This window comes from Candidatus Villigracilis affinis, from assembly GCF_016705895.1.
In the GTDB taxonomy this organism is placed as follows: domain Bacteria; phylum Chloroflexota; class Anaerolineae; order Anaerolineales; family Villigracilaceae; genus Villigracilis; species Villigracilis affinis.
The window spans coordinates 576,708-595,078 of the sequence record NZ_JADJKT010000036.1 but is presented as its reverse complement, the minus strand read 5'-3'; the positions used below and the strand labels follow the sequence as shown (position 1 = coordinate 595,078).

The following is an 18,371-nucleotide window of genomic DNA, read 5'->3' as shown; positions in this document are numbered from 1 at the left end:
AATTCCAGGTTCGAACCTTTTGTTTTGTGCAGGAGATAAACAATGTATGCACTCGTATATCACGGACCGGAACAACGTTCCTATGAAGAGAAACCCATGCCCATTATCCGGGAACCTACTGATGCCATTGTCAGGATCACAAAGACGACCATCTGTGGAACGGATCTTCATATTATGAAAGGGGATGTGCCCACTGTGACGGAAGGCCGCATCCTGGGCCACGAAGGTGTGGGCATCATCGAGAAGATCGGCGAAAACGTTTCGAATTTTCGCGTTGGCGATCATGTTCTGATTTCATGCATTAGTTCCTGTGGAAGGTGTACGAACTGTAAAAAGGGCATGTATTCTCACTGCGAGAACGGCGGCGGTTGGATTCTTGGGAATCTCATTGATGGAACTCAGGCTGAATATGTCCGCATTCCATTTGCAGATAACAGCCTGTATTCGATCCCGGCTGGCGCCGATGAAGAAGCGCTGGTCATGTTGAGCGATATTTTCCCGACAGGGTTCGAATGCGGCGTTTTGAACGGGGAGATAAAGCCCGGTGATACAGTGGCAATTATCGGGGCGGGACCGATCGGGCTGGCTACCCTGTTGACGGCCCAGTTTTATTCGCCAGCGGCGGTCATTATGGTCGACAATGACGACAATCGTCTTGAAGTCGCAAAGAAATTTGGCGCAACACTGGTGTTTCACAACGACCTTGGCAATGCTGCCGAAAAGATCATGGCAGTGACTTCCAATCGAGGTGTGGATGTTGCGATAGAAGCCATTGGGATCCCGGCGAGCTTCGACATTTGCCAGGAAATCGTCGCAGCAGGCGGTCATATTGCGAATGTTGGCGTACATGGCAAGCCTGTTCAGCTAAACCTGGATAAACTCTGGGCAAAAAATATTAAATTAACAACCGGCCTGGTTGACACCGTCACAACTCCCCTGCTTTTGAAAACAGTAATTTCAGGAAAGCTCCAGCCGAAGCATTTAATCACCCACCATTTTATGCTGGATCAAGTCATGCAAGCCTACGACACATTTGGAGAAGCGATGCATGAAGAGGCATTAAAAGTGATTATTACAAACGGTGTCATGTTCAATGATGTCAAGCAGAGCTATGATACTTTTGGCAAACCAATATTGGACGGGCGGCCACTCAAAGAAGAACTGACTGCCAATGACAGCCCGGGTGGATAAAGATGAAAAGTAAATTTCCTTCGCTGGATAGACAGCGGATGCATCGTAGAGATTTCGACAAAATGTTCCAGATGGCAGGAATCCGATCGAATAAAACCAGGATCGAGCTGGAAAGCATTTTACGCTGGGAGGACGATGGCGGGATTATTATTGAATTGAAAACCTCGGCCATGAAATTACTTTCCAATCCGTCCGTTTTTTTACATGCAAATGATTCACACAAATGATCCTCACCGGATTGAACGGGACTCGCTTGGTGAAGTCCGCATCCCGGCAGGTGCCCTCTATGGAGCCCAAACCCAGCGTGCCATTGAGAATTTTCCCATTTCTGGCTTGAAGCCCCGTCAGGCATTTATCTGGTCCATGGGGATGATTAAAAGAGCGGCTGCCGAGGTAAACCAGGAGTTGGGACTGCTGGAAGTGGATAAGGCAGACGCCATTATCCTTGCCGCGCAGGAAGTTATCGATGGAAAGTTGAATGAGCAGTTTCTTGTCGATCCATTTCAGGCGGGCGCAGGGACGAGTCATCACATGAACATCAATGAGGTGATCGCGAATCGCGCCACACAACTCATGGGTGGAAAATTAGGGGAGTACAGAGTCCATCCCAACGATCATGTCAACATGGCTCAATCCACTAATGATGTTATCCCGACCGCGATTCGATTGGGATGTTTGTGGCGTCTGGATGAGATTCTCGCCACCTTGAAAGACCTGACCAATGCCCTGAAGATAAAGGCCGATGAATTCGATGACATTCTCAAATCAGGCCGTACCCATTTGCAGGATGCCGTTCCGATTCGATTGGGACAGGAATTCAGCGCATATTCCAGAGCAGTTGAGAGGGATGCAGACCGAATCTTATATGCTGCTGAAGGGTTGAGACGACTCGGAATTGGTGGAACAGCTGTCGGGTCTGGGTTGAACGCGCATCCTGAATATCGGTACAAGATGGTTGAACGGTTATCCAAATTAACAGGCTTTCCCCTAAACGCATCTGATAATTTATTTGAATCAATGCAATCGATGGCAGACGCATCCGCTTTCTCTGCGTCAATGAGAACGCTTGCGTTAACGCTCATCCGCATTGCTAATGATTTTCGTTTACTTTCTTCAGGACCAGCAACCGGTTTGGATGAAATCCGCTTACCGGCAGTACAGCCAGGTTCAAGCATTATGCCGGGCAAGGTTAACCCGGTCATGGCCGAGATGCTTGCTATGACAATGTTTCAGGTGATTGGCTGCGACACGACCATCGCATTGGCTGCTCAAGCCGGGCAGCTTGAATTAAATGTGATGATGCCGGTTATTGCGTATAACCTTTTTGAGATGATGCAAATAACGATCGGCGCTGTGCGGACGTTCACGGAGCGGTCGGTTAGCGGCCTGACCGCAAACCGGGCGAAGGCGGAAAATTGGCTGGCACAAAACCCGATTGTGGTGACAGCGCTGAATCCGTTGATCGGCTACCGCCAGGGTGCCGAACTGGTCAAGGAGGCGGCTGCGCGCGGTTTAACGATTCGCAGTATTGCCATCGAAAAGGCAATGGCTGGCACGCTTAAACGTATCGATAATGGACAGTCAGTTTCCGTTGAAGAAATAGAAACTGTGTTGGATGATCTTCGACGATTGACATAAAGCAGCGCACGTGATCTACATCTCCCCCAAGTGACGGAGGCCAATATCCCCCAATTTACGGATGTCTCTGAATCATGTTTATTGCATACTGATTTATAAGATTATTCACTGCAGGATGAATTCTCATGGCTGGTATTTTGCCGTGGATCAGTCTGACATCTTGTTGTTAAAACCAGATAATTTATTACGGAGGTACAGAATGGAAATTCCTTTGAACGCTCAGGTTGAGTGCACAGATGGTGTCTGCGGGCACTCAGTATACGTGCTGATAAATCCGATCATTGATCAGGTGACCTTTTTGATCGTAAAAGAGGATACGCCTCCCAACACAGAGTATATGGTGCCGGTGGAGTTTGTAGCTGAAACCATTGTTAATACAATTCGACTGAGCTGCGATCTGGCAAGGTTGAGAACGATGGACCCGTTTGTCCAAACGGAGTTTATTCAGGAGAAAGCTCTGGATTATGCAGGATATGGTGGCGGAATATCTGGAATGGGCTCATTTTATTACATGCCCTACATTACCTCCGAAGTGAGCGTGCAAGTGCCTGTGGAGCATCAACAAATTCCGCTGGGTGAACTGGCCGTACACCGTGGTACACGAGTTGAAGCTACAGATGGTCACGTTGGGCACGTTGATGAATTTGTGGTTAACAAGGTGGATGGATCGATCACCCATTTGGTAATGCGAGAAGGGCATCTGTGGGGACAAAAGGATGTGATTATTCCCCTCTCTGCCTTGGGTGAGACTCATGAGGATACCGTATTCCTGAATCTCGACAAACAACAAATCGAATCCCTGCCCGCTTTTCCAGTAAGCAGGCGCTGGTCTTAAGAGTTAATAGAGAAAAATCCTATGTTACCAATCGGTGATGATAATTCCTCACGCAGAACTGTTCCGCTGGTCGCGTATGCCTTAATCGTTTTAAATGTCCTTTTCTTCCTGGTGGAGATGAGCGGCGGCGACGCCTTTATTATGAAGTGGGCTTTCGTTCCCAGTCGTTTTCTTGCCGACCCCATTGGGGATTTTCCAACACTTTTCACTTCCATGTTCATGCATGCCGGGTGGCTTCACCTGGGAGGCAACATGCTTTATCTATGGATCTTTGGTGATAATGTTGAAGATCGTTTCGGACATGCCAAGTTTACGATTTTCTATCTGCTCTGCGGATTTGGAGCAACTTTTGCCCAACTTGCATTCAGCCTCGGATCGAACGTGCCGAATTTGGGCGCATCGGGAGCCATTGCCGGGGTGCTCGGCGCCTACGTTTTGATGTTCCCACAGGGAAGAGTCAGAGTATTACAAGGCCAGCAGGTGATTCAAGTCCCTGCACTGATCGTCATTGGGTTTTGGATCGTTCTGCAACTGTTTAGCAGCATCGGTTCAATCGCAAATACTGCAGACACGGGCGGCGTGGCTTATATGGCACACGTCGGAGGATTTGTCTCAGGGTTTGTGCTGACCTTCCTGTTTGGAGGAAATACGAATCGATTGACAAGTTAGATATAACAGCAGGCTGAATATGGAGAATCATTCCCCTTTGCAACCATACGATTGGACATTCCGCAGGGTCGTATGGGCCACTTTAGTGCTTATGTCCGTCGTTTTTGGTTTCTGGCTCCTGTATCGCTTTAACCAGGTCGTTTTCAGTTTGTTTATCGCCATTGTAATGGGGACAGTCATCAGGCCAGTTGTGGCATGGTTATATCAGCGAGGTTTTTCTCGCATAGCAGGAGTCATTCTTGTTTATCTGGTTTTGCTGATCCTGGTTGCAGGCTTTTTATTCACGCTATCTCCACTACTCATCGAACAAAGCACAACGATTGCCGCTGCTGCGCCGGGTTATTACCAAAGTTTGATCCTGTGGATGGGAAATTACCCCAATCCATTCGTTGTGCGGTTGGGTGAATTTCTCCCAGTTGTACTGCCAAGTTTGAGTACAACCCCACAAACAGGACAAGATGTGATGGTTTCGGCTGGACAGGCAATGGGCTATATATCATTGGCTGCCAAATTTATGTTCACAGCCATCGTTATTCTTGTACTTGCTTTCCATTGGACGCTGGATGGTCCTCGAATCATCCAGTCCTTTTTGCTGCTGATACCACAAGACAAACGTGAAAATATAAGAGAACTGATTTCCGCCATGGAGACGAAGGTTGGCTTTTTTATCGCAGGACAAGGCATTCTTTGCCTTGTTATCGGTGTCATGGCGCTGGCTGCATACCTGATCATCGGCTTGCCGAATGCCTTGATCCTGGCACTTGTAGCAGGCATTATGGAAGCGGTTCCCATGGTCGGTCCGCTGCTTGGGGCTATTCCCGCAGCGCTGGTCGCATTATCCATTGCACCTGACAAGCTGATTTGGGTTATCGTCACAACAGTCATTATTCAGCAATTGGAGAACAGCTTGTTGGTGCCGCGCGTCATGAAAAAAGCGGTGGGGGTTAATCCATTTGTAACATTACTGGCGCTTTTTGCCTTTAGCTCTTTTTTTGGAATCGCTGGAGCGCTTATGGCAATTCCCATGGCGGCCATTATTCAACTCATACTCAATCACTTTGTTTTTCACCCAACAACAACGGAACCAGATATCTCAGATGGGCGTGATTATTCAAGCCGCCTGCGCTATGAAGCACAGGAACTCGCTCAGGATCTGCGCAAACAAGCGCGGCTCAAAAAAAGAGGCTCAGACTTGAGCGTTAAGCAGATCGACCTGGTAATGGATGAGATCGAAACGATAACAACAGACCTTGACACCTTGCTAACTCAAAGTGAAAACACACCGGATGTACCATGATCAAGCATTTGGCAATGGTTGGGACGGCAATTTTAGCAACACTACTTTCACTTGTGGTGTTGTGGCAGTTCCGCACGGTGGTTGGCTACGTTCTGATCTCGCTCGCCCTTGCTGCAACCGCCCGTCCGTTGATCATGAATTGGATCAAGCGCAGTTTCATGATGCGCCTGGTGATGATATTTGTCTACATTATTATTGCAGTCAGCCTCGTTTTTATTGTTTTCCTGGTTGGTAGATTTGCAATCGGCGATATTCAACAATTGGCACAAACCCTGTCAGTCCAGGGAGCCTGGATGCTGCCACCGTGGCTGGAGGGTACTTCATTCCAGCACACATTGGTTGAATGGTTGCCAACCCCCGACAAGCTCTTTGAAGCGCTTACGGGTGAACAAGGTCAGTTTGTATTACCCGCCGTGATCGGCTTTACTGAAGGGATTGGGGGAGTCTTGAGTGGTCTGTTTCTCGTTCTGTTCTTGAGCATCTACTGGAGTAGCAATCAAATTCATTTTGAAAGGCTCTGGTTGTCGCTGCTTCCATCTGAGCAACGCAAACATGCACGGGGAATTTGGCGAACGATCGAGTCTGATCTTGGTACTTATATACGCAGCGAAATAATTCAAAGTCTTCTTGCCGCGATATTTCTAGGCATTGGATATTGGCTGCTTGGGTCTCAATATCCATTCCTGTTGGCGCTGATTGGCGCGCTGATATGGCTGATTCCCGTGGTAGGCGCAGTTGTTGCTGTCATCCCACCCCTTGTCATTGGCCTGTTGACGAGCGTGAACCTTAGCTTGTTTACGGCGCTTTATACAATGGTTGTCTTGGTTGTCATACAAATTTGGGTTGAACCACGTCTTTTTAAACGCAATTGGGATAATCCAATTTTGACTCTGGTCATATTGTTAGCGATGGCAGATGCGTTTGGTCTGCCCGGAGTCATTGCGGCGCCACCGCTGTCCGCTATATGCCAGATTTTGTGGAATCTGCTAATCAGCAATCGCCTTGCTGCGGGAGCCGCAATTCAGGTTTCAGATCTCAAAGAGCGACAGGCTCGCTTGCAAGTCACCATAGGTGAGATGAGTGAGCCGCCTCCGCCATTGGTAACCAGCAGTATGGAACGGTTATCTGCCTTGCTTGAAAAAGCCGAGCCGGTTTTGCAAGTATCCAATCCGTTATCAGCGAAACAGGCCTTCCCATTTCCATAAAATCTTAAAGTGTAAATAGAAGTCATCTCCAAAGGAATGCTGGGGAAATGTGTTGGGAAGATTTCATTTTGTAAAAACAGTGGCCTTGTAAGAATCTCCCCCAACCGGCGGAGACAAACACTCTCCAGCCGATGGATGCGGCTGGAGAGTGTTTTGTTTATGATGAGTTAATCAGCCGCATATTTTTGGCTGACAATTTTGTCTATGCTTATTCATGCGAAAAATATTCAGGTCTCTTGAACGCATTGATCTGTTTGCAGTCGATATGAATAAATCACAAGGAGATTAATCATGAAGATGAAGATTATGTTTATTTTAAATGCCAGCCTGATCGTATTGTTGGCAGGTGCTTGCAGTATGTTAAATCAAACACCCAAACAGCCTGCGCCGACGCCGACTACCGTGGTGATGCCTACTACGGGCATGCAATACTATTTTGTTACCAGTAAACTTTTGGTGCCAACAACTCAAGAGCAGATCCAAACCTTCTCGCTGAATGTGGACGAGGATTCCCAGAAAAAACCCGATAACAAGTTCGGGGAGTTGATTACCTTGCTGACAACTGCAGCCCCAACCCTTGAATTGCAGTCAACACTGGATCAGGCAGTTACCACCGGGCAGGTGGTCTCGCTTCATCTGGTTCAAGCAGACGATTTCATGAATGACCAGAATGTTTCATGGTCCATATTCCTGGGACAAAAAACTCAAGCGGCGCCTGTTTTCGATGGTACTGACAAATTTACACTTGACTCAGCCACGCCCAACAACTCGCCGATTATTGGTGCGCTTACGAATGGTCACTTTGTAGGTGGACCTGGCAAGGCGCAAATCCAGATCCTGTTACTGGGCGAGCAGGTTGAGGTAAGGCTGATCGGGGTACGTCTCGAAGCAGACTTTAGCACAAGTGGATGCGTCGACGGAAAAATTGGTGGTGGTATCACCGTCGATGAGTTTCGCAGCAATCTTCTCCCGGCGATTGCCGATGGTCTTAATCAAATGATCAAGGCGGATAAGGGATCTACGAATACCCTTCTGCAGGCATTCGACGCAGATAATAATGGTTCCATTACCACCCAGGAACTTGAGAACAATCCTCTGCTCATGCTGGCGGTCTCTCCAGATCTTGACTTGCTCGATGCGTCTGGCAATTTCAGTCCGAATCAAGATGGCGTGAAAGACTCTTATTCAGTGGGCTTGGGTTTTACATGCGTCCCTGCTACATTTACTGCACCAGAGAAATAATCTCAATCCCCTGAAATCAGTTCAATAGCTGATTTCAACTTTCTCCCCCAAATGGCGGAGAAAAACACTCTCCAGCCGATGGATGTGACTGGAGAGTGTTAATTGTATGATGAATTGTAGACCAAATCAGCTAAATAAGGAGAAATCTCATGCTTACCTGGATCATTGTAATTCTGCTCATACTATGGTTGCTCGGATATTTTGGCCCGAATTTGTATTCCGGTATTCCACGCACGGGGAATGTTTTACACATTCTGCTGGTTATTGTGGTCATCCTCATCATTTTGAGGGTACTGGGAATCGGATAAGGCTGTATTCGTTGAAGTGAAGAGGGGCGGCCGACAGGCTGCCTCTCTTTCTGAACGAAAAACTAAGAAAAACTCATGGAGGAGAACTGTTATGAGAAAGTGTAATGAAGTAATGACGAAAAATCCTGTCTGTTGCCTGCCAAGTGATCTGGTGACGGAAGCGGCGGAATTGATGAAGAGCAAGCATGTCGGTTCCATCCCAGTCATTGAAAATGAACAGACGAAAAGGCTCGTTGGCATCGTAACAGATCGCGATCTAACCTTACGGATCGTTGCTGAAGGGCTTGATGCCAAATCCACCAAGGTAGAGACTGTGATGACACGCAAGGTGGTAACCTGCCTTGCCGAAGATGACCTGCAAAAGGCACTGGATGCAATGTCTGAGAACCAACTGCGCCGTATTCCGATCGTAGATGATGACCATAAGATTCTGGGGATTATTGCCCAGGCCGATGTGGCAACACGGTTTAATCATCCTAAAAAAACTGGTGCGATGGTGAAGGAAATTTCGCAAGCCGATGGGGTGTGAAAAGTTGTTTACGATAAATACGGTTGATGAATAAAAGAGGTATGAAATGTCGAACAAAAGAATGAGCAAGACCCAGTTCGTGACCACCCTCGCTGAGAAAAGCGGCCTAAATAAGAAACAAGCCTCGTCGGCGCTCGAGACGATTAACTCGATGATCGCCCAGGAACTTGGCAAGCAAGGACCGGGCGAGGTCCTTATCCCCGGCTTGCTTAAACTGAACGTCGTTGAGAAACCTGCCACGCGCAAGCATGAAGGTGTCAATCCTTTTACCAAAGAGCCGATGATCTATAAGGCAAAGGCGGCCCATAAGGTGATAAAGGTGCGGCTTCTCAAAGCACTGAAAGATGCCGTATAAGTTCCTGGCAGCCTTTTATTTTGCTGGATTGGAAAATTAGTATGAATGCTATGCGCCGCGGTTCACATGTTGCCTCTGTTTTGGTGTTGACATTATTGATGTTAATTTTGGCTGCATGTGCTGGAGTGACAACAACACCGGTAGCAGGGCAGGAAATGTTGCTGTCCACACCGTTAATAGAAAACATCCCCTGCGTGGCATGCGCTGAAGCCACCCTGATAGCACAAACCCAGGTAAAGATTAATGAAAATAATCAAGCGGCAGCCAACGCCGAGGTTGTGCGTGCCAACGCGCAGGCGACATTCAATGCGGCCAATGCAACATTAAATGCGGTTCAGACCCAGGAACAAAACAACGCCAATGTCATTGCGGCTCAAATAGCAGCTACTGCCGAAATTGTGCGTGCTCAGGCACTTGCCACCCTAAATTCGGCTGGGGCTACACAGAACGCTGCACTACAACAGGATGCAATTCGGCAAACCCAGGCACAATACGATCTGCAAGTAATACAGGTTGCAGGAACACAAAGTGCGAACGCTGTAATGACTCAGCAGGGGAAGAACGATCTGGCCGCAGGCACTCAAACTGCAATTGCCAATAACATCGCAACACAAACCCAGATTGCTGCCTCCACAGCGCAATGGTATGTGGAACAAACACGCCAGCGTGAAGAGCAAAGGCAGGGTCCCATCGACTTTTTATGGATGTGGTGCCTTCCGACCTTTATCGTGCTTCTGGCAGGTTTTGCTCTTTGGGGCTTCTGGCGCTGGCTAAGGATTCAACAAGCCAACCAGCGGATTCTGGAAAATCCCGTTGGCAAACTTCCGCCTCCGCCAACTGAGTTTGTAAATCATCGTCACGCATTGCCGTATGTGGAAAGCGATATCATCGAAAATGTTTCTCAACTTACGACACCGGACAATGAAGTGCACGAATGGCTTGATGATGTCAAGAACACATTGCTCGATGGCGAAGACAAGGATGAAGATGATAACCGAGACAATTGAGCCTCAATATTTCGATCGAAAAATACGGCAGATCAGGACGCAGGTCTCAACAGTTTTAAATAAATGGGGTTTGTTGCCGCGGTTTAAACGCTGGCGGCTGGCGCAAGACCCCGATACTGGGATGATTGTTCTGTTTGGCATTCTCAATAATGGATATATTGCCAGGCATACGACAATCCCATTTGGTAACTACTTCGATCCGCGCCTGTTGCACGATCTTGCAAATGAGCTGCAATTACAAGTGGTGTCTTGCAACAGTGATGGTCTTCGATACGCCTTTATTCTGGATCGTGGACAGCTGGGCAAATTACCAACGCACATAGATTATCCCTTTATCGATAATGGCAAGCTTTCCGTTCGGGTTGTTTATGACCATGCGCCGGAACCTGTGCGTGTTTCACCTGAAGACGCCGCAGCGGTGGATGAACGTACATTTGTGCGGCAAGTTGCGAGCGCATTCCTAAAAGTTTTTGACGATATAAAGCTAAGGGATGAGGCCACCCTGCAGCTTTCCGCGCAAAACCCGCCTGATATTGTGATCATAGATGAAGACGAATTCAATAAGCGGGTTGCAGAGCACGAAGCCAACCGACAAAGGATCAAACGGATTGGCAAGTTACTGGACGAGACTGCCGGACTTCCTCAGCATCTCCGCCAGAAAAAATAAACCTGTATTTCAATGATTTCAAACCAAGGAGAAACAAATGGGACGCAAAGGTGTAAGTAAACGTAAGCCGAAACAAAGCAACACAATTTCCAAAGATAAGGCGGGCATTCCCTCCAATACACGCCTGGGTGAGATCTCGCCTGTACAGTCTCTGATAAAAAACAATGAGGCGGCTCATAATAGGGGAAATTTGGACACTACCAACGGGTCGAAGCATAAAAATAAAAAGGGAAAATAACTGACCGAACGCATTGGTTATGTTTATCGTTTCAAGCAATCTCAAGGAGAATAAATGAAGTTGAATCTGCTCTTTATAGCCATGGATATTCTCACTCTTTTAGCTTATCCCATTGTGTTTATTTACGCGAGAGTGCGTCTGATTTTAAAGCCGAAGTTGAGTACTGTTGTAGTCGAGTAATTGGCACATAGTCAGGTCCTGCGGGTATACAGAGCCAGTAGTATTTTAAAGAAAGGTAAGTATGCGTATTGAAAAGCTCAGTTTTCCAGACCAGCAAGTGCTTTGCGTGTTCCCCCGCAAACACTCAGATTTGGAAGAAGTAGCATCTGAACTGTGTTTAGAGGCGAATTATCCTGTTATTGTTTTGATCGGTGGCGGGATTGACGAACAGCAGGCTGTCGTAACTAAGAAAGCCATCCAGGCCATCTCCGTAGTCGCAGAAGATATGCATGCTTTAATCATCTGCGGTGGGACAGATATGGGGGTGATGGCAGAGATCGGTCAGGTGCGCTGGCAAAACCGCTATGAATTTCCTTTGATCGGCATATCGCCTGAGGAGTTGGTTACCTGGCCCGGCGGCCCATCCAGTACAAAATTTTTATGGTGGGGTACGAAGCGCTGGCAGTTGGAGGAACATTATTCCCATTTTATTCTTGTGCCTGGCAGACATTTTGGCGAAGAATCGTCTTGGATCGTGGAGACTGCAACGATTCTATCGAAAGGCAGCCGATCTGTGACGATCCTTATTAATGGGGGGGATGTCTCCCGCACCGATATTGAATTAAGCCTGGAACATGGCCGCCCTATTATCGCTTTGAGTGGTACCGGGCGCCTGGCAGATGAATTGGATTCACAACCTGATCGGAATAAATTAATTACCATGGTCCCTGCAGATTCCGAGGAAAGGGTCATTGCTGAGATTAGAGCCGCATTACTTGACAACCGAGGAACAAAGCTCATTTAATGAAGGATATTTCAATTGTAAGGAGCTCTCTTGGAACAAAACAGAATAACGATCGAACGTGATAAAAAAGTTGCTCTTGTGGCCCACGATAATAAGAAGAAGGATCTGGTCGAATGGGCGAAATATAACAGAGACCTTCTGGCACATCACACGGTATATGCAACCGGTACAACCGGCGCGTTACTGGAGCAGGAACTTGGCTTTCCCATTCATAAGCTCGAAAGTGGACCGCTTGGTGGTGATCAGCAAATTGGAGCCAAGATCGTCGATGGTGACATTGATTTTCTGATCTTCTTTTGGGACCCGCTTGAGTCTATGTCTCATGACCCAGATGTAAAAGCACTATTGAGGATGGCTGTTGTCTGGAATATCCCTATCGCTTGTAACCGGGCTACGGCAGATTTTATGGTTTCCTCACCTCTAATGGATGAAGAATACAACCGCCTTTTGCCTGAATATGATGCCTATAGGAATCGGGCGAAGATGGAAGCTGTCTCTGAGTAATTAAGGATTCACTTTTGCATGGGAATTGCCGCTCCTTCGAATGACACAGACCTTGACCGTGCTGAGTTTGCTGATTTATTGAAAAGTTTGAATTGATAATCTTGATACAGTGATTTTGTAGATCATGTCACCGTTGCAAAAAACGCCCATCTTTTTATGAAAGATGGGCGTAATTCATATGGAGGGAAATGGGAGACTACTTCATTATCTCTTGCGCCAAGACTTCTGCACTTTTATCGCCTGCAAGCTTCTCAGCGTTTTCAAGTTCTTGCGACTTAAGCATTGACGTAATTTCATTGCGCAAACACTCACTGCGTGCGCGCAGGTTTGACGTAATAGAAGAATGCGAAAGGATGGACAATGCCGCAGCAAGTTTTGTTTCTACGGGAAGGGTAGGCTGTGTTTCAACATAAGAGAGAAACGCATTCAAAAGAATAGGCGTCCATTTGGATGATTGAGCATTGGCATAGGCTTCAAGGAACACGCGCTTTGCTTCATTTTCATGTCGAAGCGCTGCGTACGCCTGCCCCATGTGGATCATTGTCTGCGTGCCGTTCAGCTGGTCACCGATCTCTTTCGAAAGTGCAATACTGTGTTGGAAGTATTCAAGCGCCTCTTCATTTTGACCTTGAGCCAGCGCGACCATCCCAAGCATATCCAACCCGAAGGCATATGCCCAGCGGTCCATGTTGGCTTCTGCGATCTGATTGCTCTCCAGCAAAATGGAACGGGTGGCTGTGAGGTCTTGCAGGGCGAGGGCGGTCATGCCCATGTACAACATACAGAAAACCAGTCCACGCGGGTCACCCACGGGACGCCAGATCTTGAGACTCTCATTTAATTTTTGATACGCTTCATTCAAATTTCCCTGTTGATAGGCAACGATCCCCAGCACGCTTTTGGGAATGGCGACGTGCCATGGCGTGAGCATTTGTCCATAACGGAGGCTTTCGATGGTCAGCCTGCCTGCTTCTGAAACTTCGCCTGTCATCAGGGAAAGATAACCCCAATTCCCGTGGATGTAGTACATCACTTCAGGGTCATCATATTCACGGGCGATCTCCAAGCTTTCAGCGAGAAGGGGGATGGCACACTCAAAATTCCCTGTGCGGAATTCGAACCAGCCGACTGAATCCACCAGAAGGGCAAAGGCAGATTTTTCAGCAGCGCTTTTCAAAGTGGCTGGTGCGCCTTTTGCACGGAGACTATCCACAGCGGGCTTGAACGCGGAAAGGGCTTCATCATAGTATCCATGGACTTCAAAATACCAGTTTAGGCAGGGAGTCATTTTGCGCAACAGGTCGAGGCGTTGATGTTGAACTGCCCAATCCCAACTGCAATGCCAGTTACACATCTCCATGCGGATCTGATGCGAGGTCTGTGGTTGGAGCGCGCTTTTGAAGGGAGCTTCCAATGAAGAGATCCAGTTGGCATAATGCTCAGCATATTTTTCAGAGGCTAGTTCTTCTTCCGAGGGATGTGATTGGAGTCGGGTAAACGCATATTGGCGGACCAACTCATGCAGATCGTATCGGTCTGGATTTTTGCTGTGGCGAAGAAGGGACTTATCTACCAATGAAGATAATAAAGAGAGCGAAGTTCCTGTTGCGGCATTGGCAGCTTCGCGGGTAAATCCACCTTGAAACACGGACAACTTCATTAACAGAGAGCGTTCATCATCAGTGAGCAACTTCCATGAATGATCGAAAACGGTTTTGATCGAGCGATGGCGTAGGGGAACATCGAGTTTGCGGGTCTCAAGAAAGTCGAGGCTTTTTTCAAGTTCCTGCATGATCTCGCGGCAGGAGAGAATTCGCACCCACGAGGCGGCGAGTTCGATGGCGAGCGGAAGTCCGCCGACTAGTTTGCAGATGAGGACGAGTGCCGCCGTGTCCTCTGCCTCCAACGAAAAACTTTGCGATGCCTGACGGGCGCGTTGGATGAAGAGTTGGATCGCGCTGTTGTTTTCAAGGACTTGAGAATCGGTCTCTTCAGGGATGGGAAGTCCCTGCACTTCAAAGAGCCATTCCCATTGTAGGCGCAATTGCTCGCGTGATGTGACGATCATTTTGACATGCTGCGTTTGTTGAAGAATTTCGCCAAGCAAACTTCCGCCTGAAAGCAGATGTTCCATATTATCGAAAACGAGGAGTATTTGCTTTTTGCCAAGGAAGTTGGCGAGCTGCACAATGGGATCGGCAGGACCAGAGAAACCCAGCCCGAGCAGATCAGCAATGGCGGATAGCATCGAATCAGGCGTGCCGATGCCAGCGAGCGAGATGAAGTACACGCCGTCTGCAAAATGGGTTTCGAGTTGACGCGCCACTTCGATGGAGAGACGCGTCTTGCCAATACCGCCAGGTCCCGTGAGTGTGAGCAGGCGGCAGGCGGGTTCAAGGAGTTGTTTGGTGATGACGTTAAGTTCGTGCTCGCGCCCGACGAGCGGGGTGGGAGAGATAGGCAAGTTGCCAGGATTCTGATTGGGAGCAGAATCAGGCTCAAGCGCGGAAAGAAGCGGAATCGTCCCCAGATTGGCGATGCTCTTTTCCTGTCGAGCAGTTTTCAAAAAGTTGGGACGTTGTTCGGGGGGTATTTCCAGTTTTTCGGCGAGCAGTTCCGCCATCTGACGTGAGGGGCGGCGTTCGTCGGATTCTATTTTGAAAATAAGGGAAGGGGAACAACCGATCTGCTGGGCGAGTTGCTGCTGGGTAAGGTCCAGCGCTTTTCGCCTGCGTTTTATCCATGTACCAAATGAATAATCCATGATCTATCCTCGCTGCTCATACCAATAAAAGTGGGTCAATTTTTATATTGTACTATTTTTTGTACGATATTTTGTGATTTATTTTGACACCCAACAAGGCTTGTTTTTCTGTATAAAGTGAGCATGGAAAGGAGCCAAATGAGATTAACAAATATCAATTGTTCAGGATCAAAATTAACCATATAAATTTTTAAAGGAGAAAATATCTTGTCTACACTTACCAGTACCATTTCGAACGAAAAAGGCTTTTCAGTTTTTATCAAAAACCATCCACTGGTTTCCTACTTTATCCTCGCGTATGGCGTAATGTGGTTCTTCATCTCGCCAATGGTGATCGATGCCCTTGAGCTTGCTGCTGTCCCAGAGGCATTGAGTTTTGCGTCTTTCGTTCTCAGCTCGCTTCTGGGACCAACCGTTGCTGCTTTCTGGGTGACAGGCGTGCTCGAAGGGAAAGATGGAATGCGCCGCCTCTTCCGCCGCATGTTCCAGTTTCGAGCTGGTTTGCAGTGGTATGCGGTCATCTTCATAGTTCCGATTGTGATCTGGGTTGGCGCTTATAGCTTCATCTACAACGGCGCTCCAATTGCCAACCTTATGGCGAACCCGTCCCTGCTTCTTTCTGTATTCCTGCCTGGCGTGTTGATCGGTTTGGTGATCCCCTCCATTGGGGAAGAACCAGGCTGGCGCGGTTTTGCGTTTCCACGTTTGCAAAAACAATATGGACCCATTGTTGCGACCTTGATCCTCGGAACGCTGCATGGGATCTGGCATCTGCCCGCCTTGCTTACGCCTTTGTTTGATCCGTTTACTTTGGAAGGCTTTGCACGTTTCGTTTTGACATCCATGGTTGCAACCTTCCTCTATAGCTGGGTGTACAACGGCTCGCGTGGCAATGTGTGGATCGCCATCGTGCTGCATGCTTCCGGCAATGCGGCTACCCAGTTGACGAATGAACTTGTCCCGAAGGATGTTGAATTCACGGGCTTTATGAAAGTGTTGGAATCCGGCTGGGTCAACATAATTGCCTTTGGCATTGTTGCCATCCTGCTCCTCGTTCTGACCCGCGGCACTCTTGGATACCGCCCTGAACGGGAAGATGTAGCCTAGGCCGTTCCCCACATCGCTCTTTCGAGTGTGACACTCGAAAGAGCGATGCGTTTTTTCTGCCTAAAACTGATTGTGCTATTTTTTGTCCAGTGAAATGTGCGAATTCTTGATACCAATTCTTTTGGAAAAGAAATAAAGTAGGGGAAGGATGAAGAACACTTTTATAGGTATATGCAGGATAAGCGAAATGGAACTCAAAAATCAACCCGCTGGAATGGAAGAGTTATGGATAGAGAGTGCGTCGAATGGCGATCTGGATGCTTTCAATCAACTGGTCTTGAAACATCAGGAATGCTGCGTATCATCACGCCCTTGCGATGTTGAACGATGAATGGCTGGCAGAGGAAGTGACGCAGGATGGCTTCCTGAAGGCGTTCCAAAATATCCGCGGATTTCGCGGCGGTTCGTTCCGCGCCTGGTTGATGCGCATTGTGACCAACACGGCATATGACTGGCTGAGGCAGTCGGCGAGACGACCGTCCCAACCGCTTTTCCCCAAAGATGAGTATGGCGAGGAAATGGAAACTCCCTATTGGATCGCCGACCCGAATGCATTGGTGGAGGACGCCGTTGAACAAAATGAAGATCATGAGTTTCTATATCGCAATCTCGATGAGCTGCAGGATATTTACCGAGACATCATTACATTGATCGATATTCAGGGCTTTGATTATCTGGAAGCCGCGCAGGCGTTGAATGTCCCTGTGGGAACGGTGAAGAGCAGGCTCGCCAGGGCACGAATTCAGATGAGAGACAAACTTAGGGATGTTACGAACCTTCAGGGCGAGCTGTACCCCGTTACTGCAATTTATGGATAGATCGATTTTATTAAGGAGAAGTTATATATGTCTACGATCAATTTTGAACCTCAAGGTATGATCGCGATCGGCATCATGGGGCTGATCGGTGTCTGGTTATCGATGCGCACGGGTTTCCCCAATGCCTGGGATGCCAGAGTGTCCAACAAACAGCGTCTGATCATTCCGATCATCACAGGTCTGCTGCTCGGAAGTCTCTTTCTTGCAACCGATCTGATTACTGGTATGTCCCGATTGCAACAGGAGCAGTTGAATATTAAGTCAACTGATGTTGCATTCCCCGCTTCGATCTTTGTTTATTCAGCCGGGGCAATTTTTGTTGAAGTGGTTTATCGTTTATTGACCATCCCTCTCTTACTTGGAATGATCTCGATCTTTGTTCGTAGTCAAAGTGCCCGCGAAAAAGTCTTTTGGATGCTGGCGATCCTGACTTCGATCATTGAACCCCTGAACAAATACTGCTGCGTCACAGGTGCTTGCGCCCCTCGCTTTGACCTTTGTGCTTGTTCAATCTTTTTTAGCGAACTTTCTTCAAGCTGTTTTCTTTCGTAAATACGGTTTTGTTGCAGCAATTCTTTTGCGGGTTGCCTTTTATATTCCTACTCATGTAATTGGTTCCTTCTTGAAGTAAGAAAATATCCTGATTTCAAATAAAGGTAAAGAAATGAAAAATTCAAAACACAAAATATTTGTCAGGTTTTTAATGGCATGCCATTTGATCAGCGTAATTGGCTTTGTGGATGCGCTCTGATCGCCAGTAGAATCCAATCACACGAGATGGTCGTGAAGGAGCGTAACTACACTCCGGGAGACCCTGCGGGATATCTTTTCGCGCAAAATGCCGACCTGTTGGAAGGTTCTTCTGTGGATGGCTCAGTGATTATGCTGTGCTGTAATCTAATCGTCAGCGGAGAAGTGAAAGGCGATGTATTCCTGCTAACCGGAAACCTCAAGGTCGAAAATCAAGCCGATGTAAACGGCGACATAAACGTTCTTTCAGGCAATGTATCCAAATAACATACGAAAGTTTAAA

The 18,371-nt window shown here is 47.8% G+C and carries 20 protein-coding genes; 19 read left to right on the top strand and 1 reads right to left on the bottom strand.

The genetic code is table 11. From position 1 onward, the window contains the following. Positions 1 to 42 precede the first annotated feature (42 nt). The 14 genes from IPI86_RS17990 (at position 43) to IPI86_RS17925 (ending at position 12,649) form a co-directional block, all read left to right on the top strand. Positions 43 to 1,191 (top strand): zinc-dependent alcohol dehydrogenase family protein, encoded by a 1,149-nt coding sequence (locus IPI86_RS17990; RefSeq protein WP_345299389.1) that lies wholly within the window; start codon positions 43 to 45, stop codon positions 1,189 to 1,191. A gap of 210 nt (positions 1,192 to 1,401) precedes the next feature. Then, complete coding sequence (locus tag IPI86_RS17985; protein ID WP_345299388.1) at positions 1,402 to 2,829, top strand: aspartate ammonia-lyase; 1,428 nt, start codon at positions 1,402 to 1,404, stop codon at positions 2,827 to 2,829. Between the two features lie 199 nt (positions 2,830 to 3,028). Beyond that, a complete protein-coding gene (locus IPI86_RS17980; RefSeq protein WP_345299387.1) occupies positions 3,029 to 3,664 on the top strand; it encodes a PRC-barrel domain-containing protein in 636 nt (211 codons plus the stop codon). A gap of 21 nt (positions 3,665 to 3,685) precedes the next feature. After that, positions 3,686 to 4,333, top strand: coding sequence for a rhomboid family intramembrane serine protease (locus tag IPI86_RS17975; RefSeq protein ID WP_345299386.1), 648 nt, complete (start codon positions 3,686 to 3,688; stop codon positions 4,331 to 4,333). A 19-nt stretch (positions 4,334 to 4,352) separates the two neighbouring features. Further along, positions 4,353 to 5,630 (top strand): AI-2E family transporter, encoded by a 1,278-nt coding sequence (locus IPI86_RS17970; RefSeq protein ID WP_345299385.1) that lies wholly within the window; start codon positions 4,353 to 4,355, stop codon positions 5,628 to 5,630. Next, complete coding sequence (locus tag IPI86_RS17965; protein ID WP_345299384.1) at positions 5,627 to 6,835, top strand: AI-2E family transporter; 1,209 nt, start codon at positions 5,627 to 5,629, stop codon at positions 6,833 to 6,835. The genes IPI86_RS17970 and IPI86_RS17965 overlap by 4 nt, the downstream gene beginning before the upstream one ends. A gap of 291 nt (positions 6,836 to 7,126) precedes the next feature. Further along, a complete protein-coding gene (locus IPI86_RS17960) occupies positions 7,127 to 8,077 on the top strand; it encodes a hypothetical protein (protein ID WP_345299383.1) in 951 nt (316 codons plus the stop codon). Between the two features lie 149 nt (positions 8,078 to 8,226). Next, entirely contained in the window at positions 8,227 to 8,385 is a 159-nt protein-coding gene (locus IPI86_RS17955; RefSeq protein ID WP_345299382.1) for a lmo0937 family membrane protein, read from the top strand. 91 nt (positions 8,386 to 8,476) lie between these two features. Continuing rightward, positions 8,477 to 8,914, top strand: coding sequence for a CBS domain-containing protein (locus IPI86_RS17950; RefSeq protein ID WP_345299381.1), 438 nt, complete (start codon positions 8,477 to 8,479; stop codon positions 8,912 to 8,914). A 46-nt stretch (positions 8,915 to 8,960) separates the two neighbouring features. After that, the gene (locus IPI86_RS17945; protein WP_345299380.1) at positions 8,961 to 9,269 is read left to right on the top strand and encodes an HU family DNA-binding protein; all 309 of its coding nucleotides are present in this window, start codon (positions 8,961 to 8,963) and stop codon (positions 9,267 to 9,269) included. 41 nt (positions 9,270 to 9,310) lie between these two features. Continuing rightward, on the top strand, positions 9,311 to 10,276 hold the full coding sequence (locus IPI86_RS17940) for a hypothetical protein (protein ID WP_345299379.1): 966 nt from the start codon (positions 9,311 to 9,313) through the stop codon (positions 10,274 to 10,276). Further along, positions 10,251 to 10,943, top strand: a complete 693-nt coding sequence (locus IPI86_RS17935; protein WP_345299378.1) for a hypothetical protein — start codon at positions 10,251 to 10,253, stop codon at positions 10,941 to 10,943. The genes IPI86_RS17940 and IPI86_RS17935 overlap by 26 nt, the downstream gene beginning before the upstream one ends. Before the next feature lie 479 nt (positions 10,944 to 11,422). After that, entirely contained in the window at positions 11,423 to 12,145 is a 723-nt protein-coding gene (locus tag IPI86_RS17930) for a hypothetical protein (protein ID WP_345299377.1), read from the top strand. 30 nt (positions 12,146 to 12,175) lie between these two features. Continuing rightward, positions 12,176 to 12,649: a methylglyoxal synthase gene (locus IPI86_RS17925; protein ID WP_345299376.1), complete on the top strand. Its 474-nt coding sequence runs from the start codon at positions 12,176 to 12,178 to the stop codon at positions 12,647 to 12,649. Positions 12,650 to 12,845: 196 nt separating this feature from the next. On the opposite strand, the gene IPI86_RS17920 is transcribed toward IPI86_RS17925, so the two are convergent. Further along, positions 12,846 to 15,413 (bottom strand): tetratricopeptide repeat protein, encoded by a 2,568-nt coding sequence (locus IPI86_RS17920; RefSeq protein ID WP_345299375.1) that lies wholly within the window; start codon positions 15,411 to 15,413, stop codon positions 12,846 to 12,848. A gap of 207 nt (positions 15,414 to 15,620) precedes the next feature. On the opposite strand from IPI86_RS17920, the gene IPI86_RS17915 reads away from it, so the two are divergent. From IPI86_RS17915 to IPI86_RS17895, 5 genes are all read left to right on the top strand, one after another. Beyond that, complete coding sequence (locus IPI86_RS17915) at positions 15,621 to 16,520, top strand: type II CAAX endopeptidase family protein (RefSeq protein ID WP_345299374.1); 900 nt, start codon at positions 15,621 to 15,623, stop codon at positions 16,518 to 16,520. 187 nt (positions 16,521 to 16,707) lie between these two features. Beyond that, entirely contained in the window at positions 16,708 to 16,851 is a 144-nt protein-coding gene (locus IPI86_RS17910; RefSeq protein ID WP_345299373.1) for a hypothetical protein, read from the top strand. After that, positions 16,838 to 17,338, top strand: coding sequence for a sigma-70 family RNA polymerase sigma factor (locus tag IPI86_RS17905; RefSeq protein WP_345299372.1), 501 nt, complete (start codon positions 16,838 to 16,840; stop codon positions 17,336 to 17,338). Before IPI86_RS17910 ends, IPI86_RS17905 begins: the two co-directional genes overlap by 14 nt. 27 nt (positions 17,339 to 17,365) lie before the next feature. Then, positions 17,366 to 17,890: a hypothetical protein gene (locus IPI86_RS17900; protein WP_345299371.1), complete on the top strand. Its 525-nt coding sequence runs from the start codon at positions 17,366 to 17,368 to the stop codon at positions 17,888 to 17,890. Positions 17,891 to 18,046: 156 nt separating this feature from the next. Then, on the top strand, positions 18,047 to 18,355 hold the full coding sequence (locus tag IPI86_RS17895) for a polymer-forming cytoskeletal protein (protein ID WP_345299370.1): 309 nt from the start codon (positions 18,047 to 18,049) through the stop codon (positions 18,353 to 18,355). Positions 18,356 to 18,371: the final 16 nt, after the last annotated feature.